The organism is Phyllobacterium calauticae (assembly GCF_019991125.1).
In the GTDB taxonomy this organism is placed as follows: domain Bacteria; phylum Pseudomonadota; class Alphaproteobacteria; order Rhizobiales; family Rhizobiaceae; genus Phyllobacterium; species Phyllobacterium calauticae.
This window is the reverse complement of record NZ_JAGENB010000003.1, coordinates 89,970-114,358: the sequence shown is the minus strand read 5'-3', so window position 1 is coordinate 114,358 and position 24,389 is coordinate 89,970. Positions and strand designations below refer to the sequence as shown.

The following is a 24,389-nucleotide window of genomic DNA, read 5'->3' as shown; positions in this document are numbered from 1 at the left end:
ATGAAACTCGATCTCGGCACTACGTTTGGCGGCACACCCATCAGCCTACCCCTCCGCTTTGCCAACCGGCACGGTCTTGTGACCGGCGCAACGGGCACGGGCAAGTCTGTGACCCTGCAGCGTATGGCCGAGGAATTCTCTCGCAATGGCGTTCCCGTGTTTGCCGCAGATGTGAAGGGAGACCTTTCAGGCATCACCACCGCATTTCCTGCCGCGCTTTGGGACATCTTCGGGCGGCATGGCATGCCGCTCCGCACCAGCGTGCAGGAAATGGGCGCACAATTGATATCACGCATGCTCGGGCTGAACGAGACGCAACAGGGAGCGATCGAGATCGCATTCCGAATTGCGGAGAAAGAACAGTCGTATCTCCTCACTCTCGACGATCTCCGCTGGTCCCTCTCCGACATGCTCGATAACCGTGAGGACGTCTGCAAGCAGCACGGGAATATCACGGCGGCATCTATCTCGGCGATCCAACGCAATCTATTGGCGCTCGAGGCGCAAGGCGGTGCCAACCTTTTCGGCGAGCCGCCGTTTGATATCCTCGATTTCATCCGGACCGATGCCGCCGGCAAAGGAATGATCAATCTGCTGCACGCGGACCAATTGATGGAAGCGCCGAAATTATACGCGACCTTCCTCCTCTGGCTGCTGACAGAACTGTTCCGGCGCTTGCCCGAGGCCGGTGACTTGGACAAACCGAAGCTGGTTTTCTTCTTTGACGAGGCTCACCTACTGTTTCGGGATGCCCCTCGGCTGCTCGTCCAGAGCATCGAGCGCCTGGTCCGCCTGGTGCGCTCCAAGGGTGTCGGCGTGTATTTCGTGACGCAATCCCCGGCGGACGTCCCCGATACGGTGCTTGCGCAGCTCGGCAATCGCGTGCAGCACGCGTTGCGCGCATACACGCCCAGCGATCAGCGGAAAGTCAAGGCGGCCGCCAACGCGTTTCGGCCGAATAAGGGCGTGGACGTGAAGGCCGAAATCACGACGATGGGCGTTGGTGAAGCGCTCATTTCAATGCTGGAAGAGAACGGCGTGCCCCGGCCCGTGGAAAAGGTCCGGATCATCAAGCCGACAGCACAGATAGGCCCTGTGTCTGAGCTCGAACGCGAGACGGTTGTCGCAGCCTCGCCCATGTCATTGAAGTATCGGACCGAACTAGATTCCTTTGAGGCCAGCCACTGTTTCACCAATCGCATGAAAACTCAGAGGGGCATCCACGTCGACGCCGAAGCGACAGCCCAACCGTACGAAGAGAAGATGTATCTGAAGCACATTCCGGATCTTAACGAGGAAGAGAAAGAACAGAAGGGCACGAGTATCGCGATGACCTTGGTTAAAGTTCTTTTCTGGGGTGCCTTCGCAATGGGCGGTCTTAAAGTGGCGGGCCTGTTCTAAGCAGTCCTGGATGTTCCGCGCGGGATTCGTAATTCTTTCAATACCTCTGCAGTCAGGTGGCCCACTATCTCGATTAGGTTATCATCCGAACTGTTGGTGTCAGCGCGTACACGCGCGATAGCCTCATCGTCCGTATCGATCGCGACATGCCAAAGCTGCACCATCGGTGCTCCGCCGCTCACTGCTTGCGTTGTTACTCTGACGATTTTGCCGCCATTGGCCCACTCTGTACCGTCTACCATAATTTCACCCCTGCTTCGTTCAGCGAAAACGCAATGATCTCGGCTGCCCGATCCCGTCTACGTCGAAACGTTGTGTAAGACCAGCCCCGCTTCTTGCATTCATTCTTCGCATGCCAACCGCGTACTTCCCAGATGCACCAGGACACAAGGCAACGTCGCATCCCATCGCTGTCTTTCAGAAATCCGATCGGCCACGCCGGGTGGAGCTTCCCATCCTTGCCCTTATGGCCGAGCAGCACCTTCTCCATGTTGGAGATCTCCCGTGCCGACCGCTGCACCCTTGCCCGCATCCGCCCGACGGCGTTCGTTCCGCTAAGCTGCTGCTCGGCATTGTCGGACTGCGTTACCTGCTGCAGATACTCAGGCCAATTGCTCTTGTGCCCGCCCGGGCCAACACGGCCGGTGGTATCGAATAGGATTTCGAAAGCGGCCTTCAGTTCGACCTTGACGATTGCGGCCGTCCACTCTGTCTGCTCATTCCCCGTCGAAGCGGCCATCTGTCACCGCCGCATACAGATCGTCCGACAGTGCACAAACTGAAATCCGGCGCAGGTACTCCTCAGGCGCAATCTTGAGCTTCTTAGCCCGCTGGGTAAGGAGGGTTCGCTCGTGCGCCATGAGTGGAACCGGAACGGTCGCAACATGACGGCCGCCGGTCGGCGTCATTGGCAAGCGCCACCGGCGCCACATGGCTCGGATGGTTGCGGGATTCACACCGTCGTTCAAAGTTTTTGCAATTTCAGTGGATGCCACGCCCTTACCAGTCAAATACGCCACATATGCTGACTTCGCATTGGTCCATCGCTCCACAAGCAACTTCTCACCGCGCATCCGTTCTGTGTGGTGCTTCTTCCTGCGTGTTTTCTTCGGCATGGGGTCAGGTGTCATGATGCTTTCCTCTATATTACCGATAAAATTTGGATGATATTTAGAAATTACAATGAATTATCAGTGATAATTACTAGAACTTTATGAAGCGGAGACGGAATGATGGCGAAAACTTTCCTCGGGCAGCTCGTATTGCGGCTGCAGGATGAAATGTCCGGCAAAGCCAAGAAGGCCGCCACGGACGTGACCAGATCTATGAAGAAAATCGAGGATCACGCACGCCGACTTGCTGGCGCGCAGTGGGGTACCAATTTCCAGCGACAGATCGAGAAAATGGGTGCCTCGGCACGCGAGCTTGAGATCGTCCGACGGTCTTGGGATCGAATGCATAAGGATATGCAGTCGAAAAACCTCGGAACTGCGATGAGGAAATCCGAAATCGGTGCGTGGAAGGTCGCAACTCTGTCGCACCTGGCGCAGGTTCGCTCGGGGCTCCGGAGTACCGAAAAGGAAGCTCAACGGAGTGCCAAGGCTATTAAAGCGGCGATGTCTGCAGTCCTCAGGCCTGCATATGTGGCGGCCGGTGGTTACACGGGTGCCTACATGGTCAACAACCTTGGGCGAGAAGCTGTGACAGCTTCTTCGGAGCGCCAGCGCGAATATTTCCGCCAGAAGATGGCAAATATTCCCGAGAAAGAACGGGAACAGATGTTCCAGAGATCCAGCGAGCTTTCGCAGCAATATCCCTCGGTGAACATCACCGACATCATGGAAATGGCCCGCTCGGCGCGCAATACCATGGGGTCGACCGAGCAGGGTATGAAGATCCTCGACGGTATGGTTCGCGCCATGGTGACGCTCCAATCATCGAAGGGTGTCGATGCGGCCACGGATCAGCTGATGCGCATGCTTCGCGGTATCGACAACCTGGGCAAGAACTCGAATGGCGATATCGGCGTGAAAAACGTCCTCGATATTATCGACGGCGTGACAAAGGCGGCCCAGATTGAAGGCGCTGATTTGGATCCCGGCAAGATGTTTGAGTTTGCGCGGCGTGCAAAGATCGCTGGCCCGGGCTTGAGCACGGATTTTCTTATGACAACGGCGCCGGCATTCATGCAGGATATGTCGGCCGAGGGCTTTGGCAGCGCGTTATCGAGCGCATACCAGGCGTTTGTCATCGGTGCGAACAGCAATTCAGGCAAGGTCAATATTAACGAGCAGCGAAGGCTTGGCTTGCGCAAGGGGGAGGGCAACGGCGATCTCGTAGGGAGCGATCTATTTGGCACCAATCCCTACCAATGGGTCAAGGAGTATCTCATGCCCGCCCTCACCAAAGACGGGGTTGACCTGAATAACGAAACGGCCGTTAGCAAGGCCGTTGCGAAAACCACCAAGAATACTAACGCGTCCGGTATGCTCACGCGCATGATCACGCAGAGTGACCAGACGGAGCGCCTGATTAACCTCTATGGCCGCTCTATGGGCACCGATGCCGCTGACCAGGCAAGGTTTCAAGATCCGTTCGTCGCCTACAAAGGGTTCCTCGAGTCGTTCAAGAACCTGGCGGCCGCCGTCGGTGAAAGCGCGATGCCGGTCATCGTACCCGGGCTCAATGCCATTTCCGACGCTGTGAATAGCTTCTCTGCGATGGTGAAGGCAGGGGATCCAACGGTTGCGACCGGCCTCGGCGTTGCTGGCGTCGGTGCCGCTGCCTTCGGAACCTATAAAGTTGGCGCTGCAATTTACGGGCTCATCACTGCGGGCACCAACCTCAACGTTGCTGCGCTCGCTCTGCAACAGGCTGCCGCAATGCAGGGCGGCGGCGCGGCCGGCGATCTACTGGTCACTGGCAAGGGTGGCGGAAAGAAAGGGATTCTCGGGATGCTGGCCGGCGGCGCCGGCTCAATTCTCAAATCTCCGATCGGGAAGGGCGGGGCGTGGCTCGCCGCCCTATACGCTCTGCAGCGGGGACTCGATGAATCTCCCACGAAGGATCCAAGCATGATGGATCCGGAGCAGCTGGTTCGGAAGCACAATGCCTATCGGGATCGCATGAACCCGAGCCATGCTGTATCTATGCCAAACTATACGCCCGTGCCTGAGAACAAAGGGTTCTGGGAACAGATGATGGCACCAGTGTCTTCGGTTGGGCAACCCGCCGGGGCGTCGTCTGACCAGATGGATGATATCTTGAGGCGGTCGGCCGATATCGGTCGGCAGGTTGTGGAGAATCTCTCAGTTTCAGCAAAACCAGAAGTCGACGGATCCGGCATAAAGGCGGCGCTTGCAGATGCTAGAGAGTTGAAGGCCGTTTTGGCAGGGCTCGGATCCGTTATCACAGCGGCTCAAGACAGGATTAACAGTGAGATGCGCCGCAGCTTCTCCGACTACGGGGTGTCGCCTTAATCGTGCGACGATCCGACCCCGTACTCCGTCCGATTTTTTGCTGCTAAAGTCTCAGCGTTTAGCAATTTGGCTTGTTCAAACGCGTTCTCGAACGCGAATCCTCTCCCTTTCGCGTGGAAGAAAAGCTTCAGTCAGCGGGCCTCCGCATGACATCTGCAATGAAATGATGTCATGGTATCAAACATCAAGGAGATTAGACTTTCGATGTTTTTTACTGCAGATACCGACCATATTGCAAAACTTGACAGTCTGACGCTCGTCAAGTTGATGAAACGCCTTATGTTTGCTGAATGCCGCTCTTGTGGGGTGCCCTTGCGTGCAGCGACCGCGCCTTTACAGATCAATGTCCCTGATGGCGGCGAAGACGGGCGGGCAGAATGGACAGGTGGTGTTGCGTCAACGGATTATCTCCCACACCGCTTTTGTATTTTCCAATCAAAGGCGCAGAAGCTGCGTGACGGAGACGTCAGGGCAGAGATACTCAAAGGTGGAACAAAGGGCACCCCTTTGCGCCTAAGTAACGCCATCGAGGAAGTATTATCGAAAGGCGGCGCCTACATTGTTTTTTGTTCCCAGGCGATGACTGGAGCGAAGATAAACAAGCTGGTCAAGGCAATCAAGGCGGCCATCACCGAAGGGGGCGGTGATCCTGGAAGGATCACTGCGATCAAGATCTACGATGCTAATCAGATTGCCGACTGGGCCAATACGCACACACCCGTTGCACTTTGGCTTGCAACGCTTCAGCGCAAAAGATCACTTAGCGGCTTCCTTTCACATGAAGATTGGGGGAAAACGTCGCGCATTTTGGAAGCCCCTTGGGTGAACAGCGAGACGCCACGTTATCAACCTGTAAACCAGATGATAGCAATGGCAGAACGTGGGAATCCCGCAATAAATGCATGGAGTTGCAACCAGGCGATCACGGCAAGCCTTGATTTTCTCGCTAATCCAAACGCAGCTCTGCGTATTATCGGTGCATCTGGGCTTGGTAAATCCCGGTTTGCCTACCAACTATTGCTGTCACAATCCTCCGTTTCCGATACCGCCGATCATTATTCAACGATTTATGCAGATTACGTCACTGTCGGGAACGAGTTGTTGAAACTGGGACTGGAAATTGCGCAATCCGGTTCATCAGCCATTTTGGTGGTAGATGAATGTCCCGATCATGTTCATCAAAAGCTCATGGGATATGCGGGCTTCAAAGGATCCAATCTGCGTATTGTTACAATTGATGTGGAAACCAATATTCTCTTGGCGAGAAACACGCTGACTATCGAGCTGGAGAAAGCCGACGTCACGCTGCTTGCAGACATAGCAGAGGCTGCTGGCAGCAACCTCGACATTGCGGACACGCGTTACATCGCCGAAATTGCCGATGGCTACCCAGGAATGGCCGTGCTGGCGGCGCAACTCAAGGGCGATCGCAGGCTGACTATTCGGTCGATTGATGAAATGATGGATCGCATCATCTGGGGTCATCATGCGCCCAACGCTGAGGCCTTACGCGCACTTGAATGCCTGTGCCTGTTCGATTGGGTTGATCTAAAGAACAGTGCGGCTGGAGACGCCAACTACATTGCCGCCACCCTCGCGCACATGCGACCTGAGCAGTTCATCGAGCACGTTCAGAATTTCCAAAAGCGCGGCATTGTTTTAAAACGCGGCAGCTTTTTCCAGGCTGGTCCGACGCCTCTTGCCGCCCGGCTTGGTGCACTTCGTCTTGAGCGTATAGCGGCAGACGATGTGCTGGCCTGCTTTCTCGGTGCTTCTCTAGCCCTTAAACGTAGCTTCCTAAAGCGTTTGCGGTGGTTTGACACATCACCAGTCGCGCGTGCATTCGCAGGTTCCGTATTGGGTGAAGATGGTATTGGTAATCTAGCCGAGCTTAATACCGAATTTGGGTCGGAGTGTCTTGACGGCCTCGTGCACGTCGATCCCGACGGGGCGATGGCGATGATCGATCGTGTGTTAGGAAATATGACCAAGACCGAGTTGCAGGCGATCCGGGATGGGCGGCGTTACTTGGTTTGGGCTTTGGAAAAGCTTGCCTTTCGCAAATCAAGTTTTGACCGCGCTGCAACCCTGTTGCGTCGGCTCGCTGCTAGTGAAAACGAAAGGGACATCGGTAATAATGCTACCGGCCAGTTTGTCCAGCTGTTCCAACTGCATTTGTCTGGTAGCGAAGCTGACCCCGATGCAAAACTGCGCGTTTTGGATTCGGGGCTTGCATCGTCTGATCTCGCTGAACGCGAAGTGTGCCTCGCAGCGCTGGAAAACATGCTCCCGGCATCTCACTTTACACGCGGTGGGGGAGCGGAAGAAATCGGCAGTGCAAAACAGCTTAAGGACTGGAAACCCGAGACCTATGGCGAAGTCCGCAATTACCACACGGCGGCCGTGATCCGGCTGACTGCGATAGCATTGGCAAAAGATTCTCTCGCGGAAGACGCCAAAGCGATTCTCGGGAAGAAAATGCGAGGCATTGTCAATGGGGTAACGCTGGATGCGGTCAAGGGGATGACACGCCAAATCATCGATAGGTTCGGCTTCTGGCCAGAAGCCGTGCAGGGCATAAGCAACTGGCTTTATTTCGACGCTCCGAAGGCACCGAAGCAAGCTGTTATTGCTGTGCGGTCGTACTACGACGAACTAATGCCAAACGATCCGGTTGAACAGGCCCTAGTTTACGCCAACGGCTATTCCCATACGCTACATGATCCTGATGCCCGCTATGAACGCGATTCAAAAATACCTCGCGACAGAGAATACGTTGCACGCCATGTCAAGGCTCTGGCGGTGATTATAGGCAATGATCGGCAATTGACGGAGAAAGCAATCACGGCTTTCGTTTTTAGCGCTGCCAAGAATGCATATACTTTCGCTTACGAACTCGCGGCGTCAACTACCGATCCGCTGTCAGTGTTTGTAAACGCTATTACTCGTGCCGACTCAAGCGATGCACCTGTCAATGTCCGCTTCTTCACTGGTCTGGTATCGGGGGCAAATGCGTTGGATATCGGCATTGGCCGTGCATGTATCCGAACTGCTTTGGGTTCCCTGCAACTGAAGCCTTATATGGCACAGCTTATCGGAGCTGGGGCGATGTTGCCGGCAGACCTTACGTTGCTTGTTACCTTGTTGCGGAACAAGGACGTCACGGCGAATGACTGTTATGTGATTTCGAACAGATTCGATCACCTTGATCCAAATGAGCTTATGCCTGTGCTTAATGAGCTGGAAAGACATGGAGCTGACGGCCTGTGGATGTCATCCGACATTATAACCCTTTATCTCCATCCAGCGAAGCTTCCGGCCGATCCCCTGATCAAGGCAATGAAGCGCATCCTTCTGACACCGAAACTGTTCACCTCGAAGAACCCCGGCATGATGGATGGTTACCATCTTGGGGAAATGGTTGCGGCCCTCGAACGTGCCAATGCTCTCGACATGACCTTTGCACAATCTATGATGAAGCAGCTGTTGAGGCTGTGCGAGGTTGACGATTATAGAATTTTTATGAAACTCGATGAGGCTGCTAGCGAGATTCTGATCCGCTTGATCGCGTTATACCCGGTGGTTGTATGGACAACGGTAAGCAAACAACTCGAACGCAAGGCTTGGAGTGCGCTCGACCGGTTGAAACATCTGATTGACCAAAGGCTCGAACAGACTCTGGGAGCGGGCGTTCTGTTTCAAATACCCACCGCGATAATCATGGATTGGGTACGTGAGAAACCGGAGAAACGAGCCGAGATTGTCGTCGAGTGGTTGCCCATTGCGATACGGCAGGCGGATGGCGCACTTGTTATACAGCCGGAATTGGATGCCTACCTGTCAGAATTTGGCGATGTGCCTCAGGTGCTTGTGCAAATTTATTGGCGCATGACCAAAGAATTTTTCAACGATTCAAAGGCCTTATTGCCATTTTTCGAGCATTGGAAACAACATGCGCAAGAAGACGTTCGTCGGTGGGCAACCATCTCAATCGGTAAACTGGAGGCTAATGTTGTTAAGGAACAGGAGCAGGACGATGCATTGTTCGCCCACGGATAGGTAAGGCATTGATAGATTTACGATTGTTAATGTATCCATAAATAGCCCAACGCATATCTTTCAACGTTGAAAGTTAGTCGTCGTCTATGCGCGCAATCGTATCCACTCGCTTCAACTTCCTCTCCATCTGTGGTCAAAAAAACGGACGGTCAGACGAAACCTGAAAGCAGTCAAAATTGGACGCCGATCACCCCGCCTGAGTGGGCAATATTCCACGCTGAAACACATACATCGGTTTTGGTGCGATGCCGTTTTGTGTGGCCGCCGCGGCTTCAGCGAGCATTTGGCAGTGGCGTGTTGGCTCGTTACCCCGCCAAAACCCTTCGATTTCCCTTGACAGGAAACCGTCAACGAATCGCTCTTTGACACTCACGGGGAGGAACCCCCTTAGAGAAGATAACTTCGCCGAGATTCCGGGGTGCTGCGCCCCGCTCTGAGAAGGCCCCTCATACGGTCCCTAAAGTCTTTGCGAGGGCTGCTCGCCGCCGCAGGGTGAGGCGCACAGAGGTACGTAGCATGGAGCATCAAGGCTCATATTGCTCGCGCGTGCTGGTGGTGCGCTGGTAGCGTGGCTTTGGCTTGATGTGAATAGAGGTGCATGCTCGGACGATGCATCAGCCTATCCTCGGCCGGGTGTAGCCGCACCGGGTCTCGAGGTTCCTTTCGGGGCATGTGAACGGCACACAGGCGCCAAGGTCAGTGCGTCCGCGTTAATCCTGTTGGAAGATGACCGCAGTTCTACAGTTGCATTCTTTGCGAATTTTAAGTTGTTTCTCTGTTTAGAACTTCGTCAGGCCGGTTCTGGCCAGTTGTTTTTGAGGAGGCAGGTCGTGAAGGTTTCAATTCTGGCTGCGGTATTGTCTGGTTTTACATTCATTGCTGTACCAGCACTTGCACAAACTGATGCCGATATGGATAAGCGGTTAGATGAGACGATGGGATCTCACAAAGACTACGCCAAATTCTTTTCGAAGCTTCAGAAAGCCGTGGCAGCCGATGACAAGCAGGCATTGTCTGCGATGGTCTATTATCCGTTTGCTGTGCATTCAAAGGGCAAAGCTGTCATGATCAAAGACGCCAAACATTTCGTCGCTGCCTACGACCAAATCATTACGCCCAAGGTGAAGGCTGCTGTCGTTAAGCAAACCTATGCAACGCTCTTCGCCAATTGGCAGGGCGTGATGATCGGTGATGGCGATGTCTGGTTCCAAGGAATAGGCGATAAACTTGAAGTGAAGATTTTCGCCGTCAACAATTGACACACGTAAATGGTGGCTATTCGTTACTCTGGTTTCCTTAAGGAAGACGCGTTTTTTGTGTCCAAACTCCTGATTTAAGATTTAAACCCAGCCCAGCCGTTCACGGTGCCCTTGCTGAACTCGGGCTTGTGTTCCCCGCAATTTCGTTCCGTTCCAAAGCGTTTGTTAGAGACAACGGAGCAAACCTCTTTTGCAAGCGGCGCTGTTCGAAATGGGTGGAGCATGCTAGGTGGCCCCGAACTCACAAGGGTCCGGCTGAATGGAACATTCTATAGAAGTAATTTCAAATCCGACTAATTCGGACCGTGACCGTATCCTGGAGCCACTGCTCGAATACAATGATCAGGCGGCACCTCCCTCAGAGTTTGAGACCTTTGCCATTGTCATAAGGGACAATCAAACGTCAGAGCAGGTGGGCGGGCTCTGGGCCAAGATCAATTACGATTGGCTCATAGTCGAATTGACATTCATTCCTGAAAAATTACGGGGCCAAGACCTGGGCTCGCTTCTTTTGGCAAAGGCGGAAGAGATCGCTATTGGAAAAAACTGCATGGGTATTTGGCTCGATACTCACAGTTTCCAGGCACCCGACTTTTATATCAAACGAGGGTTCGAGGTTTTTGGCCAACTAGAAGATCATCCGAGGGGATCAAACCGTTTCTTCCTGCGCAAGGTCTTGAACGATAGTGTACCGAAAATGCCAAACTCATAGCGGTAGCCCGGCAGCGACTGTTTATCGAAGGTAGGCGTTTACCGGGCACTTGCTTGCGTGAGCACGCAGTGCCAAGGTCGGGTGTGCCGAGATAAGAAAAACCCCGCCGAAGCGGGGTTCCTCTTTGTTAAGGACGACTTGAAACCAAGATTGGCCAGGCTTTAAGACCATAGTGTTTTGCCCACAATACCTTGCCCGTTTTAGGGCAAGTCCGCGAGGGGCGGAAGATATACTCCTGCCCTGGCGGTGGAGGGGGAAGCTGGTGCTTCATCTCCGCCGTTCCTTTCTCCTCGGGGCGCTGTTTACCTTGACTTTTCCAATTTATGTAATTATCTGAAGCTGTCACACTAGCAGATGGATCGGTCTAAGGCTTCCACACCGGCAGGCCCCGAGGCAGTCCGATGCAAAAATAAAATGGGGGTCTGTGTTACATCACTGATCCCCTTATTTTTTCCCATCGACTGTTCATAAATCGAAGCCGGTTCTGAGCGGCTTCATTCGAAACAGCATGCCGCGACATGATTGTCTGAACGGTGTCGTTCAGTTCAATGAAACACCGCGGCATCAAAAGCTCTGCTGCAAATTGATTTGCTTGTGGTTCGCTTAGTATGAACGCCTTCTCGCGGCGGTCGTCAGAAGCTCGCGCCATGGGCATGCCGGTATGGAGGAAGTAGTGGCCGAGTTCATGCGCGACTGTGAAGCGATCCCTGCCGTTTTCTTCCCATGCATTTTCGTACACATCTTGACGCAGGGCAATGAATTTTCCCTCAGGATCGGTGTACCCTTCGTACGCTCCCATTTCTTCTTTTGACCGAATTCTCAGTTCCACCATTTCCATCTTTTCATACAAAACTTTTTCAAGGAATTGCATAACGGGAAAGTTTGGCTCCTCCGCGAGAGAGAACTGAACACGCAGGCGATCACACATCGCGCCGATGTTATCCCATGAACGTGGAGGGACAATATAGTTCTGACTGCTCATTCCTCTTTTCCTCGTTTCAAAATTAGTTTGATTTCCTCCAATTGGTCGTCTGTGAGAGTGTTCATTTTTCTGGCCAAAAGGCCGGCAGTATCTCGACCGACTATCGTGTCCGCACTAATAGTAAACACCTCGCGCGAACGATCAGCTGCGATTCTGAGGCGGTCTGCAGCAACCTTTGTCAGGCCGTAGACTCGAACAATCATCTCCTCAAACCCTGTAGGTGGGGATTTATGTCCTGTCTCTACCGCCGAAATAAAAGCTGCTGACTTACCTATTTTTTGAGACATATCCAGCAACCGTTCATCATGATCAATTCGAAGTTTTCTAAGCTCCTTCCCAAGTTCAGTTTTCATTTTCGCTCTCCGTTCAAAGCGACGAATCATAATGTCGCTCGTACAGATTTAATCATTTTGCGAATGAAAATCAACCTGACAGGTTAAAAAATATAAAGATGCCGTGAATGATGCGAATAGAAGCGAGTTCATCTCGACAGTGTGGTGGGCAAACGTAGTGACAATCATGCGAAATTTTCCGTTGGGACGTGCAATCATCGAAACGGAATAGCCCATCCGCTCACGGCGCTGATGCTGCCTTCGGCCTCAATCGTTCCTCTTCATGAGCTTCGCCAGTCGAATCTCAACGTCCGTCTTTCCCTTGGTATCCAGGGCAATTGTCGTGATGTCGGCAACCGACGTGATAGCGGCCAGCACTTCCTCATGACGCCATCCGGCGCGGGTCGCTTCGACAACCAGCAGAACAAACACTTCTTCTATTGCCGTCTGGCAATCCTCGAAACGGTCAGGATAATTGCATGTCGCCTTGGGAGCCGGGATTTTCATTTGAGCGTTCCTTCCATGGGGTTTGGCCGCACCAAGCGAAACATCACTCGTCATTTTCTTCGAGTATCTCTTGTTTGATACCCATCATGAGTCGAAGAATCCTCAACGCGTCTGCCGCTTCCAGCATCATTGCTTTGGTCTCTTCCTCATATCGGAAGTCCAGTCCATCACCATAGTTGTCCAGTTGGTACGCAATATCTGTCTGCTGGTCATTGGCTGGTGTTCCGGACAATGCGATCAAAGCGCGATAACATCTAATGGCTTCGGCAGCTTCATCAAGAAGGGATTTTTGCAAATCAGTTGAAAGCGTAAGTGCGCCATTGGCAAATTTGACGAGATCGCGGTTCAAGCCGTTTCTCACCCGCACAATCACTCTCCATTAAGCCTTCTTCTCTTTCAACTTTGTAGAAAGACGTGGCGAGAGTCGAGCCTGATCAGCGCAACAAAAAACCGCCCGGAGGCGGCTTGAGCGAAGGGCTTAGATAACCTCTCGTATTCGCTTTATTTGTCTTCTACGTCCTTCAGTTTATGAACTTCTTCCAACAAGAATGTTACAAACACAAAAAGGCAGAAAATTGAAAATGGTAAAATTGAAAACATGGTGTCGACATCCTTCACTAGAGGGACGCCCCCCTTGTCTTCCGCAACTTTGATCGCCGCTTGGATTCCAAATTGGTAACCAACCCCCCAAGCGATATAAAGCCAGATGCAGGCGAAACTCACTTTGCGAAGAACGCTGGCAAGTTTGGAAAATGATTTGGGATGATTGAACGCATGCCAAAATAGGGCACCTATGATTGGCACTATGATGGCGATCAGCCAGCTATACGATGATATCGATGACAAAATTATTCCATCTCCGGTACTTCGCCCGACTGAAACAGTACTGTCGGTGGCCCGTATTCCCCAATATCTGGTTGTGCTTCTCTCGCCCAGGCCAAAACGCCAATGTGCTGACCGGCCAAATTCTTACCTGATCGCAATGCACGTTCTTCACTGTCGAATTGTACAGCCTCAAACGCAGGAATGAGATCGCCATTATCCGAGCGGTCAAACGCCATGACAACGATGAGTTTTGCTGGCTGGGTCACTCAGAATCTTTCCTTGGGAACTTAAGATTGCCCGAGCCCTTGAGGGAGTCAACCGTGATAACGATGCAGAAGCAGTCAGAATGGCACGTATCAGGCCGCGACATACGAGGGGCACAATACGCGCCAATGAACTTATTTCAGGCTAATTTCGTCGGCGAACCTTTGGTGATTCTGTGGCGTCCATTGCAATTGAATCTTCTTATTTATCTGCATTTTCGGCAGTCCCTCGGGCGTTCGAAATGGTGTGCGCGTGCAATGTAAAAAAGCTTGAGTCATTGAAGTATTCTTTTGCAATGGCTGATATATCTTCACATAGGGATGCAGCTTCAGGCAGGTCGACAGCCAGAAATTTGTCCAACTGGGCGAGCATATCTGAAAGATGCAAACTTCTTACTTTATACTCCCCGATCAAATGTTCGGGAATGGCAATTTGCGTATGCTCATTTTCGGGATTGGGATCCATAAAAGAAGACATTAATTTCTGAAGTTCAACATGTGCGGCGCTGTATTCCTTGAATGTTGTACTATTTGCATCATAACGAAGTGACAACATATTTGCGCGATCAACCACGTCAGCCCTCTTCGCGTTGATGAAAGGGGCAAAATCACTTGAGTCAAATGTGGGTATCGGACGCGACAACCCAACTGCCGGCTTCACAAACTGAAATAGTGCACTAGGAAGAGCTCCCAGTCGGTTCGCGGTTTCCTTCGCGTCAGCGATATACTTTGATGTCGTATAAAGCCCATTCGCAATTTCTTGAAGCTTCAGCATAGCCCGCAGCGCAGATGCTTTTTCTTGTAGGATTCGCTCGTCTGCATCTCTCTTGAGCTGAAGATCGTTTGCCTTTTTGGCTAAGTGAAGAGAGACTACAGCGCCAATTAAGGCGCCTAGTACTGCTCCCCCGAAACCTGAAAGCAACGTGGCATAGTCAGAGTTGGGGATCTCAATAAAAATCGGCGGATTGAGACTCAAATGGATTTCTTTTCCTAGATCTATCATTTCAATCGGTGATTTCTTATAGAAACAAGTTCCCAATCGGGTGGCCGCTTCGTCGAACGAAATCTCTTAGTCATATTACGTCCATGCGTTTTTGAGATGGCTTCCGAGCGAATCAAGGCATCAAATACACTACGCGCCCTGCAAACTGTTTAGAGATCTAAACAAGGTCTCGGCTCGTGATAACGTTTCTAGAACAGGCTCCGTGTCGCCACCGAGCGTATCTGGATTGGCAAGAAGCCAAGCAGAAGGGGCAAAATGACTGTATAGAGGCATTGGTTCTGGGAGGGTGTTAAAGTATGCCTCAGCTTGTTTGACTTGGCGCTCGGTATTCCCATCAGCAGCCAGTAGCTTCGCTGGGTCCAATTCAAAGTCACCCACTAGCTTGTGCGAATCATTCACAACTTGGCAATATAACGACGAATGGAAAAGATCCTCAATATCCGCTTCTTCCTGATTGACGAAGTCAGCAATGGATAGAACGCCTCCTCTCTTGATGATCTCCGAGTTTCTGAGTGCTTCGAGCTTGTTTTTGTCGCGTTTCGTGTAATCAGACAGGGTTATTACGTCCAGGCTATTGCCAGCAAACAGAGAGACGAACGATTGGATTTTATCGATACCGCCAGTAGGACACATAATCCACTTCGGATCGAGTCCAGTGCGGCCACGGCGGAGAAGCTCGGCTGACAATGCTTGTAGATACAGAATGTCCCCTGGGCCTTCGACAAGAATGACATGCTTCCCAATAAAAAGAGATTGTGTCAGCGAGTATCCCAATGCGCCCTGTAGCGGAAAAACTGAGTCTTTACTTGCCTTCAGGACGTCTTCGCGAACAACTGTTCCTGTAGGTGTCCGTCGGCCACGATCATCTACCTTGACGAGGTCTTCGACGATACGCGATGCCATGATGTCGTCGTGTGGCACCATGAATGGCGAATGAGTTGAGTAGATAATTTGGTGATGGGGTTCCAGTTTCTCCGTAAAGTATCGAAGTAGGTCAGCTTGAGCGAGACCGTGGAGTGTTAGCCCTGGCTCATCGAGCAGCAGAAAGATTTTTCCGGCCGCGTCTTTTTTCACGCGATCAAATTTGATTAGGAAGGAGAAGAACCACGTGAACCCGGCGCTACGCTCGGAGAACGAAGTATCGGCTCTATGGAGAAGATTATAAATGCGAGCCCGACCGACAGCGCCGACATTGAAAGGAATCGGATCACCCGAAAGGCCCTCAGCCACGCTGACGCGTATTTCGATGTCTTGATTCTGAGTCCAATACTCAAGGATTTCCTCGGTCAACACGTTGGAAGCAGCCTGAAGCTTGGCATTAAAACTCTCAAATGTCGTGGTCGAGAGAATGTCGAAAAGTGGAACACCTGAATATTCTAGAAACTCCCAGAACAACCGGTCGCCACGCAGGGCCTCGGTCTGAAAAAGTGTTTGGTCGTTTGCACGATCTTTGAGCGTTGGAAGATGGACCATCGCATTCATGCGATCGTAGTTCGAAAAGTACATGAATTGCGGAAAGTGGGGCAAAAGGACTTCGCGAGCCTTAGCAAAAGCTGACTTGTCTGGAAAAGCGGTGACCAGGTCCGACAAAGCCTTGTGCTTCGGATTGGTAGCTAAGGGCGTCAGCTTTGCTATCAAATCCGTGATCGTGGATGGGGTGCCAACTTGGCTATTCTCGGCTGCAGAAAAACTGCTCAGTGAAATAAGGTAATCGATCACCTTCGCTTCATCCACCGGCACAATCCAGCGAGTACTCGTGGAGTTGTAGGTGCGGCAGATGGTAATAGTGTTCCCTGTGATTGAATCTGGACCCAGTGCTGCTTTTAAAAGCTCAATCTCGCTCTCGTTAAGCTCCCAGACTGTGCGAATAATTTCCGCTTCATTGCCACCGTGGCGTTCTCTGTATCGGGCAAGGTAACGTTTAGGATAGTCACGCTCCAGTTCGTATTCAAAGGGCGTCGCAGGATGAGGATTCAAGCCAGCGATAGCTTGTAGAATGGCCGTTTTCCCGGCTTCATTCTTACCGACCAAGCAAGTCAAATGCTCGACGCTAAATTCGCTGGAGTCCTCAACCGAACGAAAGTTTTGTATGCGGACTTTCTTGAGCTCCATGGCTCCCCCTAAAGTATAATTCCAGTAAGCGCCTCTCTCGGACGTTGAAGATAGATGATGTGAATCCTGTAGAACTGTCAATTGAGACAAACAATGAGGACGTCCTGCAGGCACCTGTGGATAGCAGGGATTGTCAACAACGTCCGTTTGTTAATGGTCGCAATCAATCAAACAGTGTTGTTATGTCTCTTCAGTATCATTCAGCTCAAGTTTTAAACGCGATCCGTTTGCGAGAGCGAATTCAGTGGATCGGCTTTGTAAATGGTTATCCGTTGTGGACAGTCGAAGAGGACGTGCGCTGCCGGCTGCTTTATCCAAGCTGCAACGCATTAGAACGCGCGTTATTATGGCGGACGCGACAAGCCATTATGACTAAAGACTTGGCTCGTCGAGATGAGTCATGAACTGACCTGAAAGCACCGGGTCAATTTTGTCGGCCTCCGCGAGTGCCCATCGTACCCACGCTGCCAATGCCGCTTCATCGACGATTGTGGAGCCATTCTCAATTGCATGCCGCACCCGTTCGACGAGGCTGCGGATATCCTGGGCTTGACGCAAAAGATCACCGGACTCTCTCAGGTTTTGTATGCGCTTTTGATTTAGCTCTGCCAGCCGTCTTTGCCGTTTCCTTTCCTGTTCGAGTTGGGCCTCTCGGTCACGTTCTTCTTCTTCGCGCAGACTGGCTCGAAATCTTGCTTCGCCCGCAACAATGAGGCCGGCCGTGATTTCAGCGAGTTTCGCCTCAAGTTCCCCTGCGTTGTCATCCTCCCAGCTCCTTGTAGCTCTGCCATCGAAGCCAGGTGACATACGTAGAATCAACGGTGTGGTTGCTGGAAGGTCTGGTGCTGGTCGATCATAGCCGTATTGGCGCACAGTGCGATATTTACCGACAATGGCGAGGTCCAAACCTAGGTAGGTACCGCCTATTATTGCTCGAGCGTGAATTGCTCCATTGTGCTCGTAGGCATCGCCGCCGTGACCACGTTTGCGGAGCGCCAATAATATTCCATTTAGGATTCTTAAGCGTCGCCTAGCTAGAATAGTATCAAAATTTGGTGGGGTCGAAGTCCATCTGTCGGTTGAAAACCTTTCTCTCCGTCGCTCTTCTTGCTTGAGCAATTTAACCAATCCAGCGTGTGGGGCATCTAAGGTTTTAGGAGCTGTAACTCGACCCAACAGTCGAATCTCTCTTGCGAAGAGCTCATCGAGGTCCTCGGGAACTTCCTGAGAAGCGAACGGACCAGCGGCCGATAGAGGCTGAGCCTTTGTGAGCAATTTTGCAAAACTAGAGTCGACGCTTGCGCGCCCAGTTTCGCCTGGTCGCCGAGGCGCTGCGCCAGGAATGGGGGGCGTCGGTTTTCCAGCATGGACTTTATTCCAATAACCTTGCGGGGGTATTGGCACACCATAGCTAGCAAATTTCTTTCGGAGTCCTACGTCGGATAAGCCGAGTTTGGCAGCCAGATCGCGCATTGGCTCCGACCACGCAAGCGCGATCAAATCTTCATGGAGTACAAGCATATCGTTCCAATTGTGCCCAGCGATTCATACTCTCTCTTAAGTATCAAAAAACGGTCCTCGTGTCGCATCCATGTCGCATGGATTCGCCGCGTACCCGTGAAAATCGTTTGAAATCAATGATACTCAGTTGCAACATAATGCGACACAAGATTAGGTGTGATATTGTGCTAAGTCATTGAAAATATTGGTGATCCCGACTGGATTCGAACCAGTGGCCTACAGATTAGGAATCTGTCGCTCTATCCTACTGAGCTACGGGACCATGCGGCCAGACATACTGTTTTTCCGCCGCGACGCCAAGCCTGAAGATGCGCGAAATGCACGCATCTTCAGGGGCCACGTCTCAAAATGTCAGGATGCGGCGGGAAGGGCGCTTTCGGCCAGCTGCACCCAGTAGCTGATGCCGTGCGGAATGACATCGTCATTGAAATCATAGGCCGGATTGTGCAGCGAGGCGCTCTCGCCATTGCCGATGAACATGAAGGCACCGGGGCGCGCTTCCAGCATATAGGAGAAATCTTCCCCCGCCATCATCGGCGCTACCTCCAGATTGACCGCTTTGCTGCCGGCGACGCTCTGTGCCGTGCGCGCGGCAAATTCTGTCTCCTGGTCGTGATTGAAGGTGACGGGGTAGTTGCGGTCGTAGTCCACCCTGGCGACAGCGCCGAGAGCCGTCGCCACGCCCTCGGCCACTTCGCGCAGGCGCTTTTCGGCAAAGTCGCGCATTTCGGAGCGCAGGGTGCGCACCGTGCCGGCGAGCTCGGCCTTCTGCGGGATGATATTGTGTGCATCGCCCGCATGGAATTTTGTCACGGACAGAACGACCGAATCCAGCGGATCTGTGCCGCGCGAAACGATGGTCTGCAGCGCGTTGACCAACTGGGCGCCGATCACGACAGGATCGATCGTGCGGTGTGGCTGGGCCGCATGGCCGCCACGGCCCTCAATGGTGATGTTGAATTCGTCCGTTGCGGCCATGATCGGCCCCTTGCGGATGGCGAACTGGCCGACGGGCAGGCCGGGCGTATTGTGCATGCCGTAGACTTCGGAGATGGCGAAGCGCTCCATCATGCCCTCCTTGACCATCTCGCGGCCGCCGCCGCCGCCTTCCTCCGCCGGCTGGAAGATCACCGCGACCGAACCCTTGAAGTTGCGCGTTTCGGCAAGATACTGCGCCGCCCCGAGCAGCATGGCCGTATGGCCGTCATGGCCGCAGGCATGCATCTTGCCGGCGTTTTTCGATGCATAGGGCTTGCCGGTGATTTCATTGAGGGGGAGCGCATCCATGTCGGAGCGCAAGCCAACCGTCTGTCCTTCGCCGTGGCGTCCGTGAATGATGCCGACGACGCCGGTCCGGCCGATGCCGGTGGCAACCTCGTCGACGCCGAAGCTCCGCAGCTTGTCCGCGACAAATTTCGCGGTCTCGTGGACATCGAACATCAGTTCCGGATTCTCATGCAGATGGCGGCGCCACCGGGAGACTTCTTCCTGCATTTCGATGGCGCGATTAAGCAAGGGCATAGTGTTGAAACTCCAAACGTGCGGACTACATCTGACAATTCAGTGAACAGTTCAAAGGTGTTTTGCCTTTTGCCTGCCACATAGGATAGATAAGGCCATTGCGACCCGGCGGGAAGCCCGGCAATGAAATCACAAGGCCATTTCCCTGGTTCTTTATACAGACAGGCTGGATATCTGGAATGCGGAAAACTGTAGCACTCTTTCTCTCGGGCTGCGTGGTGTCAACCACCGCGGGCCTGGCAACAGCGGCACTTGCGGGCCCGAACATCACCGTGGATGTCGGTGCAGGCGAGGTTTTGTCGCAGGAAGATGCGTTCCAGCGCTGGTATCCGGCGTCCCTCACCAAGCTGGTGACCGCCTATGTGGCCTTCCGCATGATCGAATCGGGGAAGATCACCCTGGACACGCCGATCAAGATGACGGCACGTGCGGCAAAGGAGCCGCCGAGCAAAATGGGCTACAAGCCCGGCTCACAGCTCACGCTGGATAACGCGTTGAAGATTCTCATGGTCAAATCGGCCAATGATGTGGCGATGGCTGTCGGCGAGACCCTCGGCGGCTCATCGGAAAAATTCGCCGTGCTGATGAATGCCGAAGCCAAGCGTCTGGGCATGTACGGCTCGCATTTCGTCAATCCCAACGGCCTGCATTCGGACGATCATTATACGACGGCGCGCGACCTGGCGATCCTGACGGTGCAGATGCGGCGCGAATTCCCGCAATACATGCACTATTTCGATATTGAGGCGATTGATTCCGGCAACAAGATCCAGGCCAATTTCAATGCACTGATCGGCCGGTTCCAGGGCGCGAACGGCATGAAAACCGGTTTTGTCTGCCCATCCGGTTTCAATCTGGTCGGCTCGGCCACCCGTGATGGCCGCAATATCATCACCGTGGTTCTGGGTGAGTTGAAACAGCAGGGGCGCGCGACGAAGGCAGCCGAGCTGCTGGCAAAGGGGTTTGAGACCCGGGGAACCGGCAAGACGCTGGAGGCCCTGCAGCCCTACGGCCCGGCCACGCGCGATGTTGCCGTCAACATGCGCCCGACCGTTTGCTCCAAGGAGGCCGCCGCCTCCGACAGCTGGGACGGCAAGGACGTCGAAGGGCATATCATCGAGGGTTCGCCCTATATGTACCGGATGGATCATGAACCGCAGGCGGAACTCGTTGCCTTGCTTCCTTCCAAGACCAATGCGAAGGGCAAGGACATGAGCCGCATCCCGATCCCGGTTCCGCGGCCCGACCGTGCATCGATCACCGATGCGGCCAACACGGCAAAAACAGTGAATTAACGCAGCAAGATAGGATGTCATCATGAGTGGCCTCAATGCCCCCATTCCGGTTTCTGTACTCACGGGATTTCTGGGGTCGGGCAAGACCACCTTGCTGAACCGCCTGCTGAAAGATCCGGCGCTGGCCGACACGGCCGTCATCATCAATGAATTCGGTGATGTCGGCATCGACCATCTCCTGGTGGAGACGGCGAGCGAAGGCGTCATCGAGCTTTCCGACGGCTGCCTGTGCTGCACCGTGCGAGGCGAACTCGTCGATACGCTGGCCGACCTGATCGACCGTCTGCAGACGGGCCAGTTGAAGCGGCTCAAGCGGGTCATCATCGAAACGACCGGGCTGGCCGATCCTGCACCCGTCCTGCATGCGATCATGGGGCATCCGGTGCTCCTGCAGGCATTCAGGGTGGATGGGGTGATCACAACCGTTGATGCCGTCAACGGCATGGCGACGCTCGATGCGCATGAGGAAGCGGTCAAGCAGGCGGCGGTTGCCGACCGCATTGTCGTGACCAAGACCGATATGCCGCAAGCCGCGCAGGGGCTGCCGGCGCTGCGTGCCCGGCTCGCCGCACTCAATCCCGGTGCGGATATCATCGATGTCGGCGATGCGCGCACCGGCTATGCCGCCCTGTTCGAATGCGGTGTCTACAATCCCGAGACGAAAACCATCGACGTGCAGCGCTGGCTGAAGGCGGAAGCCTATCGCGATCGTGAGCATGAGCGTGAAGCGGTTGAGCATCACGCGGATCATCACCATCACGATCATGGGGAGCATCATCACCATGATCACGACCACCACCACCATCATCACGATGTGAACCGCCACGATGCGGCGATACGCTCCTTCTCGCTGACACACGATGCGCCGGTACCGCGCGCCGGTTTCGAGATGTTCCTCGATCTCCTGCGCTCGGCCCATGGCGAGAAACTCCTGCGCATGAAAGGCATCGTGCAGCTGGCCGATGATCCGGAGCGTCCGCTGGTCATTCACGGTGTGCAGCAGATTTTCCATCCGCCGGCGCGGCTTGCCGCATGGCCGGAAGGGCGGCGCGAGACGCGGCTCGTTCTGATCGTGAAGGATCTGCCGGAAAGCTACGTGACCCAGCTGTTCAGCGCCTTCCTCAACGAACCGAAGGTCGATACACCCGATCGCGCAGCGCTGTTCGACAATCCGCTGGCGATTCCGGGACTGAAAGTCTAGGCTTCAGCACGCTGCAGTGGACGTTGTGCGTGGTTCGACAAGCTCACCATGCGGGAAGTGATTTGGCTGCAACGCTAATCGCAAAAGTTGCAGAATAGAGCTCCCTGCGATCCCCCACCTCCCTCATGGCGAGCTTGTCGAACCACGCACTGGTCTTGCTGCAAATCTGCGAATGGTGCGTTAGCCGCGCTCGATGTGAAAGCGGTGGCCGCCCTCGATGGTCACCGTCTCGATCAGCCGGTGGCCGTCGTTCAGGCAGAAATTCGGCATGTCGATGACGGCGAGAGGATCGCTGGTTTCGACCCAGAGACGGCTGCCTCCGGGCATGGTTTCCAGGCGTTTGCGGGTTTTCAGCACCGGCAGCGGGCAGTTCAGACCACGCAGATCGTAGATGTCAGCCGACATGGCAGGCTCTCCGGGCAGGCAAATATACGTGGCTCAATTGCCGATGATTTTCCACCAGGCCTTTTTCGCCGGCTGTTCCGCCACCGTGGCTGTCACGTCCTGTGGTGCCTGGACGGGCGTTGCCGCCGGTGCCGGTACGGGTGCGATTGTCTGGCGTACCGGGGCAACGACATTGGCGGCGACCTGATTGGCGGTGGAAGCCGGTGCCGTGGTTGCGGCCGGGATGGCGGCAACCGTCATGCGGTGCCGTTTGCCGGCCTCGCGCTCGTCACGCGCCTTGTCGGCGGCGACAGCGGAAGCGAGGCGGACCATGACCTGCGGCTTCAGCGCGGCGTCCTTGTCCTGCGGCGACAGGGATGGCGGCTCCTGGGTGACGCGTTCACCGCGGGCGCGGCGGGCGCTCCATTCGGCGATGATCTTGGCTTCGTTCAGGCCCTGGATGGAACGGCTCGGCGCCTGGATGCTGCTCTTGCCGACCATGGAGGAGAATGCAGCCTCGTAATTGGTCTGATAGCTCTGATAGGCCATCTTCAGCGTTTCAGGCTGCTGCATGGGCGGGCATGTGGCCGTTGCGGCAATCGGTGCATTCGGATCGGTGGTGTTGTTGAAGACATATTTCTTCTCGCACACGTCGACCTTCGGCGGCACCTTGGTGATCTCGAAATGATCGTAGCCTTCCTTCAGGTTTTTCCAGAAGGGATAGTTCGGATCATCCTTGTAGCGCGCCATGTTGGCTGCGGTCATGCGGAACGGAAAGGCCTGGAGCTGGATCGAGTCCTGCCCGCCCTTGAACGCGTCGCGGGCAAAGGCGTAGATTTCCTGGACCTGCGCATCGGTCATCGAATAGCAGCCGGACGACGAGCAGGCGCCGTGCACCATCAGATTGGCGCCGGTACGGCCGAGCGCCTGGTCGAGCGCGTTGGGAAAGCCGGTATTGAAGGACAGGTAATAGCTGGATTTCGGATTCATCTGCCCGGGGCGCACGGCATAGAAGCCTTCCGGTGCCTGGCGGTCGCCCTCGATGAATTTCGGGCCGAGCTTGCCCGACCATTTGCAGATCTGGTAGCTCGTGACGATATCGTAGCGGCCGTTGTCCTTGCGTTTCCAGACTTCGAGAACGCTCTCTTCCTTGAAGATGCGGACCATGATCGGCGCGGTCATGGTCATGCCCTTGGTCTTCATCAGCTTGACCAGCTTTTCGGACAATTGCTTTTCGGATTTTGGTGCAAGGTCGGACACCGACGCGCCCTGGCAACCCGCCAGAAACAGGGTCAGCAATAACGGAGCAAGGATATGTGTCGGTATTTTCATCTTCGCAGCTGTTACCAGTTCGCTTCGCCGAAATTGTGTGGATTGAAATCCACAACCCCCTATTTGCATCCGGTATAGTTGATAAAGCCTTACTGCAATGAGTCAAATTGCTCAATCATGCAATTGTCACCTGCAATGAAGACAGGGCGGATTTATGGCGAAATACACTGTTTTTCCAAGATGATCCATCCGTTGCAATAC

At 53.9% G+C, this 24,389-nt stretch carries 21 protein-coding genes and 1 tRNA gene; 7 read left to right on the top strand and 15 right to left on the bottom strand.

The window, feature by feature from the left end:
• The gene (locus tag J1W56_RS12365; RefSeq protein ID WP_223613601.1) at positions 1-1,401 is read left to right on the top strand and encodes a helicase HerA-like domain-containing protein; all 1,401 of its coding nucleotides are present in this window, start codon (positions 1-3) and stop codon (positions 1,399-1,401) included.
• A gap of 235 nt (positions 1,402-1,636) precedes the next feature.
• Here J1W56_RS12365 and J1W56_RS12360 read toward each other — a convergent pair whose 3' ends face one another.
• Together J1W56_RS12360 and J1W56_RS12355 are read right to left on the bottom strand one after the other, a co-directional pair.
• Complete coding sequence (locus tag J1W56_RS12360) at positions 1,637-2,140, bottom strand: hypothetical protein (protein ID WP_223613600.1); 504 nt, start codon at positions 2,138-2,140, stop codon at positions 1,637-1,639.
• Positions 2,118-2,531: a hypothetical protein gene (locus J1W56_RS12355; RefSeq protein ID WP_223613599.1), complete on the bottom strand. Its 414-nt coding sequence runs from the start codon at positions 2,529-2,531 to the stop codon at positions 2,118-2,120. The genes J1W56_RS12360 and J1W56_RS12355 overlap by 23 nt, the downstream gene beginning before the upstream one ends.
• A 99-nt stretch (positions 2,532-2,630) precedes the next feature.
• Between J1W56_RS12355 and J1W56_RS12350 the strand changes: the two genes are divergently transcribed.
• The 4 genes from J1W56_RS12350 (at position 2,631) to J1W56_RS12335 (ending at position 10,910) form a co-directional block, all read left to right on the top strand.
• Positions 2,631-4,880, top strand: a complete 2,250-nt coding sequence (locus J1W56_RS12350; RefSeq protein WP_223613598.1) for a phage tail tape measure protein — start codon at positions 2,631-2,633, stop codon at positions 4,878-4,880.
• Between the two features lie 171 nt (positions 4,881-5,051).
• Positions 5,052-8,939, top strand: a complete 3,888-nt coding sequence (locus tag J1W56_RS12345) for a hypothetical protein (RefSeq protein WP_223613597.1) — start codon at positions 5,052-5,054, stop codon at positions 8,937-8,939.
• 536 nt (positions 8,940-9,475) lie between these two features.
• Positions 9,476-10,198, top strand: a complete 723-nt coding sequence (locus J1W56_RS12340; RefSeq protein ID WP_223613596.1) for a hypothetical protein — start codon at positions 9,476-9,478, stop codon at positions 10,196-10,198.
• A gap of 259 nt (positions 10,199-10,457) precedes the next feature.
• Positions 10,458-10,910, top strand: coding sequence for a GNAT family N-acetyltransferase (locus tag J1W56_RS12335; RefSeq protein WP_223613595.1), 453 nt, complete (start codon positions 10,458-10,460; stop codon positions 10,908-10,910).
• 427 nt (positions 10,911-11,337) lie between these two features.
• Here J1W56_RS12335 and J1W56_RS12330 read toward each other — a convergent pair whose 3' ends face one another.
• The 11 genes from J1W56_RS12330 to J1W56_RS12280 all read right to left on the bottom strand — a co-directional run bounded on the left by J1W56_RS12330 (position 11,338) and on the right by J1W56_RS12280 (position 19,976).
• Complete coding sequence (locus tag J1W56_RS12330) at positions 11,338-11,892, bottom strand: ImmA/IrrE family metallo-endopeptidase (protein ID WP_223613594.1); 555 nt, start codon at positions 11,890-11,892, stop codon at positions 11,338-11,340.
• Entirely contained in the window at positions 11,889-12,245 is a 357-nt protein-coding gene (locus tag J1W56_RS12325; RefSeq protein ID WP_223613593.1) for a helix-turn-helix domain-containing protein, read from the bottom strand. Before J1W56_RS12325 ends, J1W56_RS12330 begins: the two co-directional genes overlap by 4 nt.
• A gap of 246 nt (positions 12,246-12,491) precedes the next feature.
• A complete protein-coding gene (locus J1W56_RS12320; protein ID WP_223613592.1) occupies positions 12,492-12,731 on the bottom strand; it encodes a hypothetical protein in 240 nt (79 codons plus the stop codon).
• A gap of 43 nt (positions 12,732-12,774) precedes the next feature.
• Entirely contained in the window at positions 12,775-13,080 is a 306-nt protein-coding gene (locus tag J1W56_RS12315) for a hypothetical protein (protein WP_223613591.1), read from the bottom strand.
• A 152-nt stretch (positions 13,081-13,232) separates the two neighbouring features.
• Positions 13,233-13,577 carry a hypothetical protein gene (locus tag J1W56_RS12310; RefSeq protein ID WP_223613590.1) on the bottom strand — a complete coding sequence of 115 codons (345 nt, stop codon included), beginning with the start codon at positions 13,575-13,577 and terminating at the stop codon, positions 13,233-13,235.
• Between the two features lie 2 nt (positions 13,578-13,579).
• Positions 13,580-13,822, bottom strand: coding sequence for a hypothetical protein (locus J1W56_RS12305; protein WP_404928132.1), 243 nt, complete (start codon positions 13,820-13,822; stop codon positions 13,580-13,582).
• Positions 13,823-14,021: 199 nt separating this feature from the next.
• Positions 14,022-14,822 carry a YtxH domain-containing protein gene (locus J1W56_RS12300; protein WP_223613589.1) on the bottom strand — a complete coding sequence of 267 codons (801 nt, stop codon included), beginning with the start codon at positions 14,820-14,822 and terminating at the stop codon, positions 14,022-14,024.
• Between the two features lie 129 nt (positions 14,823-14,951).
• Positions 14,952-16,934, bottom strand: a complete 1,983-nt coding sequence (locus J1W56_RS12295; protein ID WP_223613588.1) for an ATP-dependent nuclease — start codon at positions 16,932-16,934, stop codon at positions 14,952-14,954.
• Positions 16,935-17,306: 372 nt separating this feature from the next.
• Entirely contained in the window at positions 17,307-17,933 is a 627-nt protein-coding gene (locus J1W56_RS12290) for a hypothetical protein (protein ID WP_223613587.1), read from the bottom strand.
• Between the two features lie 707 nt (positions 17,934-18,640).
• Positions 18,641-18,717: transfer RNA gene (locus tag J1W56_RS12285), tRNA-Arg, on the bottom strand.
• A gap of 89 nt (positions 18,718-18,806) precedes the next feature.
• Positions 18,807-19,976, bottom strand: a complete 1,170-nt coding sequence (locus tag J1W56_RS12280) for a M20 aminoacylase family protein (RefSeq protein WP_223613586.1) — start codon at positions 19,974-19,976, stop codon at positions 18,807-18,809.
• Positions 19,977-20,155: 179 nt separating this feature from the next.
• Between J1W56_RS12280 and J1W56_RS12275 the strand changes: the two genes are divergently transcribed.
• Together J1W56_RS12275 and J1W56_RS12270 are read left to right on the top strand one after the other, a co-directional pair.
• A complete protein-coding gene (locus tag J1W56_RS12275) occupies positions 20,156-21,271 on the top strand; it encodes a D-alanyl-D-alanine carboxypeptidase family protein (RefSeq protein ID WP_223613585.1) in 1,116 nt (371 codons plus the stop codon).
• 22 nt (positions 21,272-21,293) lie between these two features.
• On the top strand, positions 21,294-22,472 hold the full coding sequence (locus tag J1W56_RS12270) for a CobW family GTP-binding protein (RefSeq protein WP_223613584.1): 1,179 nt from the start codon (positions 21,294-21,296) through the stop codon (positions 22,470-22,472).
• Positions 22,473-22,652: 180 nt separating this feature from the next.
• On the opposite strand, the gene J1W56_RS12265 is transcribed toward J1W56_RS12270, so the two are convergent.
• The gene (locus tag J1W56_RS12265) at positions 22,653-22,877 is read right to left on the bottom strand and encodes a sulfurtransferase TusA family protein (RefSeq protein WP_223613583.1); all 225 of its coding nucleotides are present in this window, start codon (positions 22,875-22,877) and stop codon (positions 22,653-22,655) included.
• A 33-nt stretch (positions 22,878-22,910) separates the two neighbouring features.
• The gene (locus J1W56_RS12260; RefSeq protein ID WP_223613582.1) at positions 22,911-24,188 is read right to left on the bottom strand and encodes a L,D-transpeptidase family protein; all 1,278 of its coding nucleotides are present in this window, start codon (positions 24,186-24,188) and stop codon (positions 22,911-22,913) included.
• Between the last annotated feature and the right edge of the window lie 201 nt (positions 24,189-24,389).

Excerpts from the sequence above, each read along its gene's own strand:
- J1W56_RS12365 (WP_223613601.1), top strand. The coding sequence starts at position 1 with ATGAAACTCGATCTCGGCACTACGTTTGGCGGCACACCCATCAGCCTA.
- J1W56_RS12360 (WP_223613600.1), bottom strand. The coding sequence starts at position 2,140 with ATGGCCGCTTCGACGGGGAATGAGCAGACAGAGTGGACGGCCGCAATC.
- J1W56_RS12355 (WP_223613599.1), bottom strand. The coding sequence starts at position 2,531 with ATGACACCTGACCCCATGCCGAAGAAAACACGCAGGAAGAAGCACCAC.
- J1W56_RS12350 (WP_223613598.1), top strand. The coding sequence starts at position 2,631 with ATGATGGCGAAAACTTTCCTCGGGCAGCTCGTATTGCGGCTGCAGGAT.
- J1W56_RS12345 (WP_223613597.1), top strand. The coding sequence starts at position 5,052 with ATGGTATCAAACATCAAGGAGATTAGACTTTCGATGTTTTTTACTGCA.
- J1W56_RS12335 (WP_223613595.1), top strand. The coding sequence starts at position 10,458 with ATGGAACATTCTATAGAAGTAATTTCAAATCCGACTAATTCGGACCGT.
- J1W56_RS12330 (WP_223613594.1), bottom strand. The coding sequence starts at position 11,892 with ATGAGCAGTCAGAACTATATTGTCCCTCCACGTTCATGGGATAACATC.
- J1W56_RS12325 (WP_223613593.1), bottom strand. The coding sequence starts at position 12,245 with ATGAAAACTGAACTTGGGAAGGAGCTTAGAAAACTTCGAATTGATCAT.
- J1W56_RS12320 (WP_223613592.1), bottom strand. The coding sequence starts at position 12,731 with ATGAAAATCCCGGCTCCCAAGGCGACATGCAATTATCCTGACCGTTTC.
- J1W56_RS12300 (WP_223613589.1), bottom strand. The coding sequence starts at position 14,822 with ATGATAGATCTAGGAAAAGAAATCCATTTGAGTCTCAATCCGCCGATT.
- J1W56_RS12295 (WP_223613588.1), bottom strand. The coding sequence starts at position 16,934 with ATGGAGCTCAAGAAAGTCCGCATACAAAACTTTCGTTCGGTTGAGGAC.
- J1W56_RS12280 (WP_223613586.1), bottom strand. The coding sequence starts at position 19,976 with ATGCCCTTGCTTAATCGCGCCATCGAAATGCAGGAAGAAGTCTCCCGG.
- J1W56_RS12275 (WP_223613585.1), top strand. The coding sequence starts at position 20,156 with ATGCGGAAAACTGTAGCACTCTTTCTCTCGGGCTGCGTGGTGTCAACC.
- J1W56_RS12270 (WP_223613584.1), top strand. The coding sequence starts at position 21,294 with ATGAGTGGCCTCAATGCCCCCATTCCGGTTTCTGTACTCACGGGATTT.
- J1W56_RS12265 (WP_223613583.1), bottom strand. The coding sequence starts at position 22,877 with ATGTCGGCTGACATCTACGATCTGCGTGGTCTGAACTGCCCGCTGCCG.
- J1W56_RS12260 (WP_223613582.1), bottom strand. The coding sequence starts at position 24,188 with ATGAAAATACCGACACATATCCTTGCTCCGTTATTGCTGACCCTGTTT.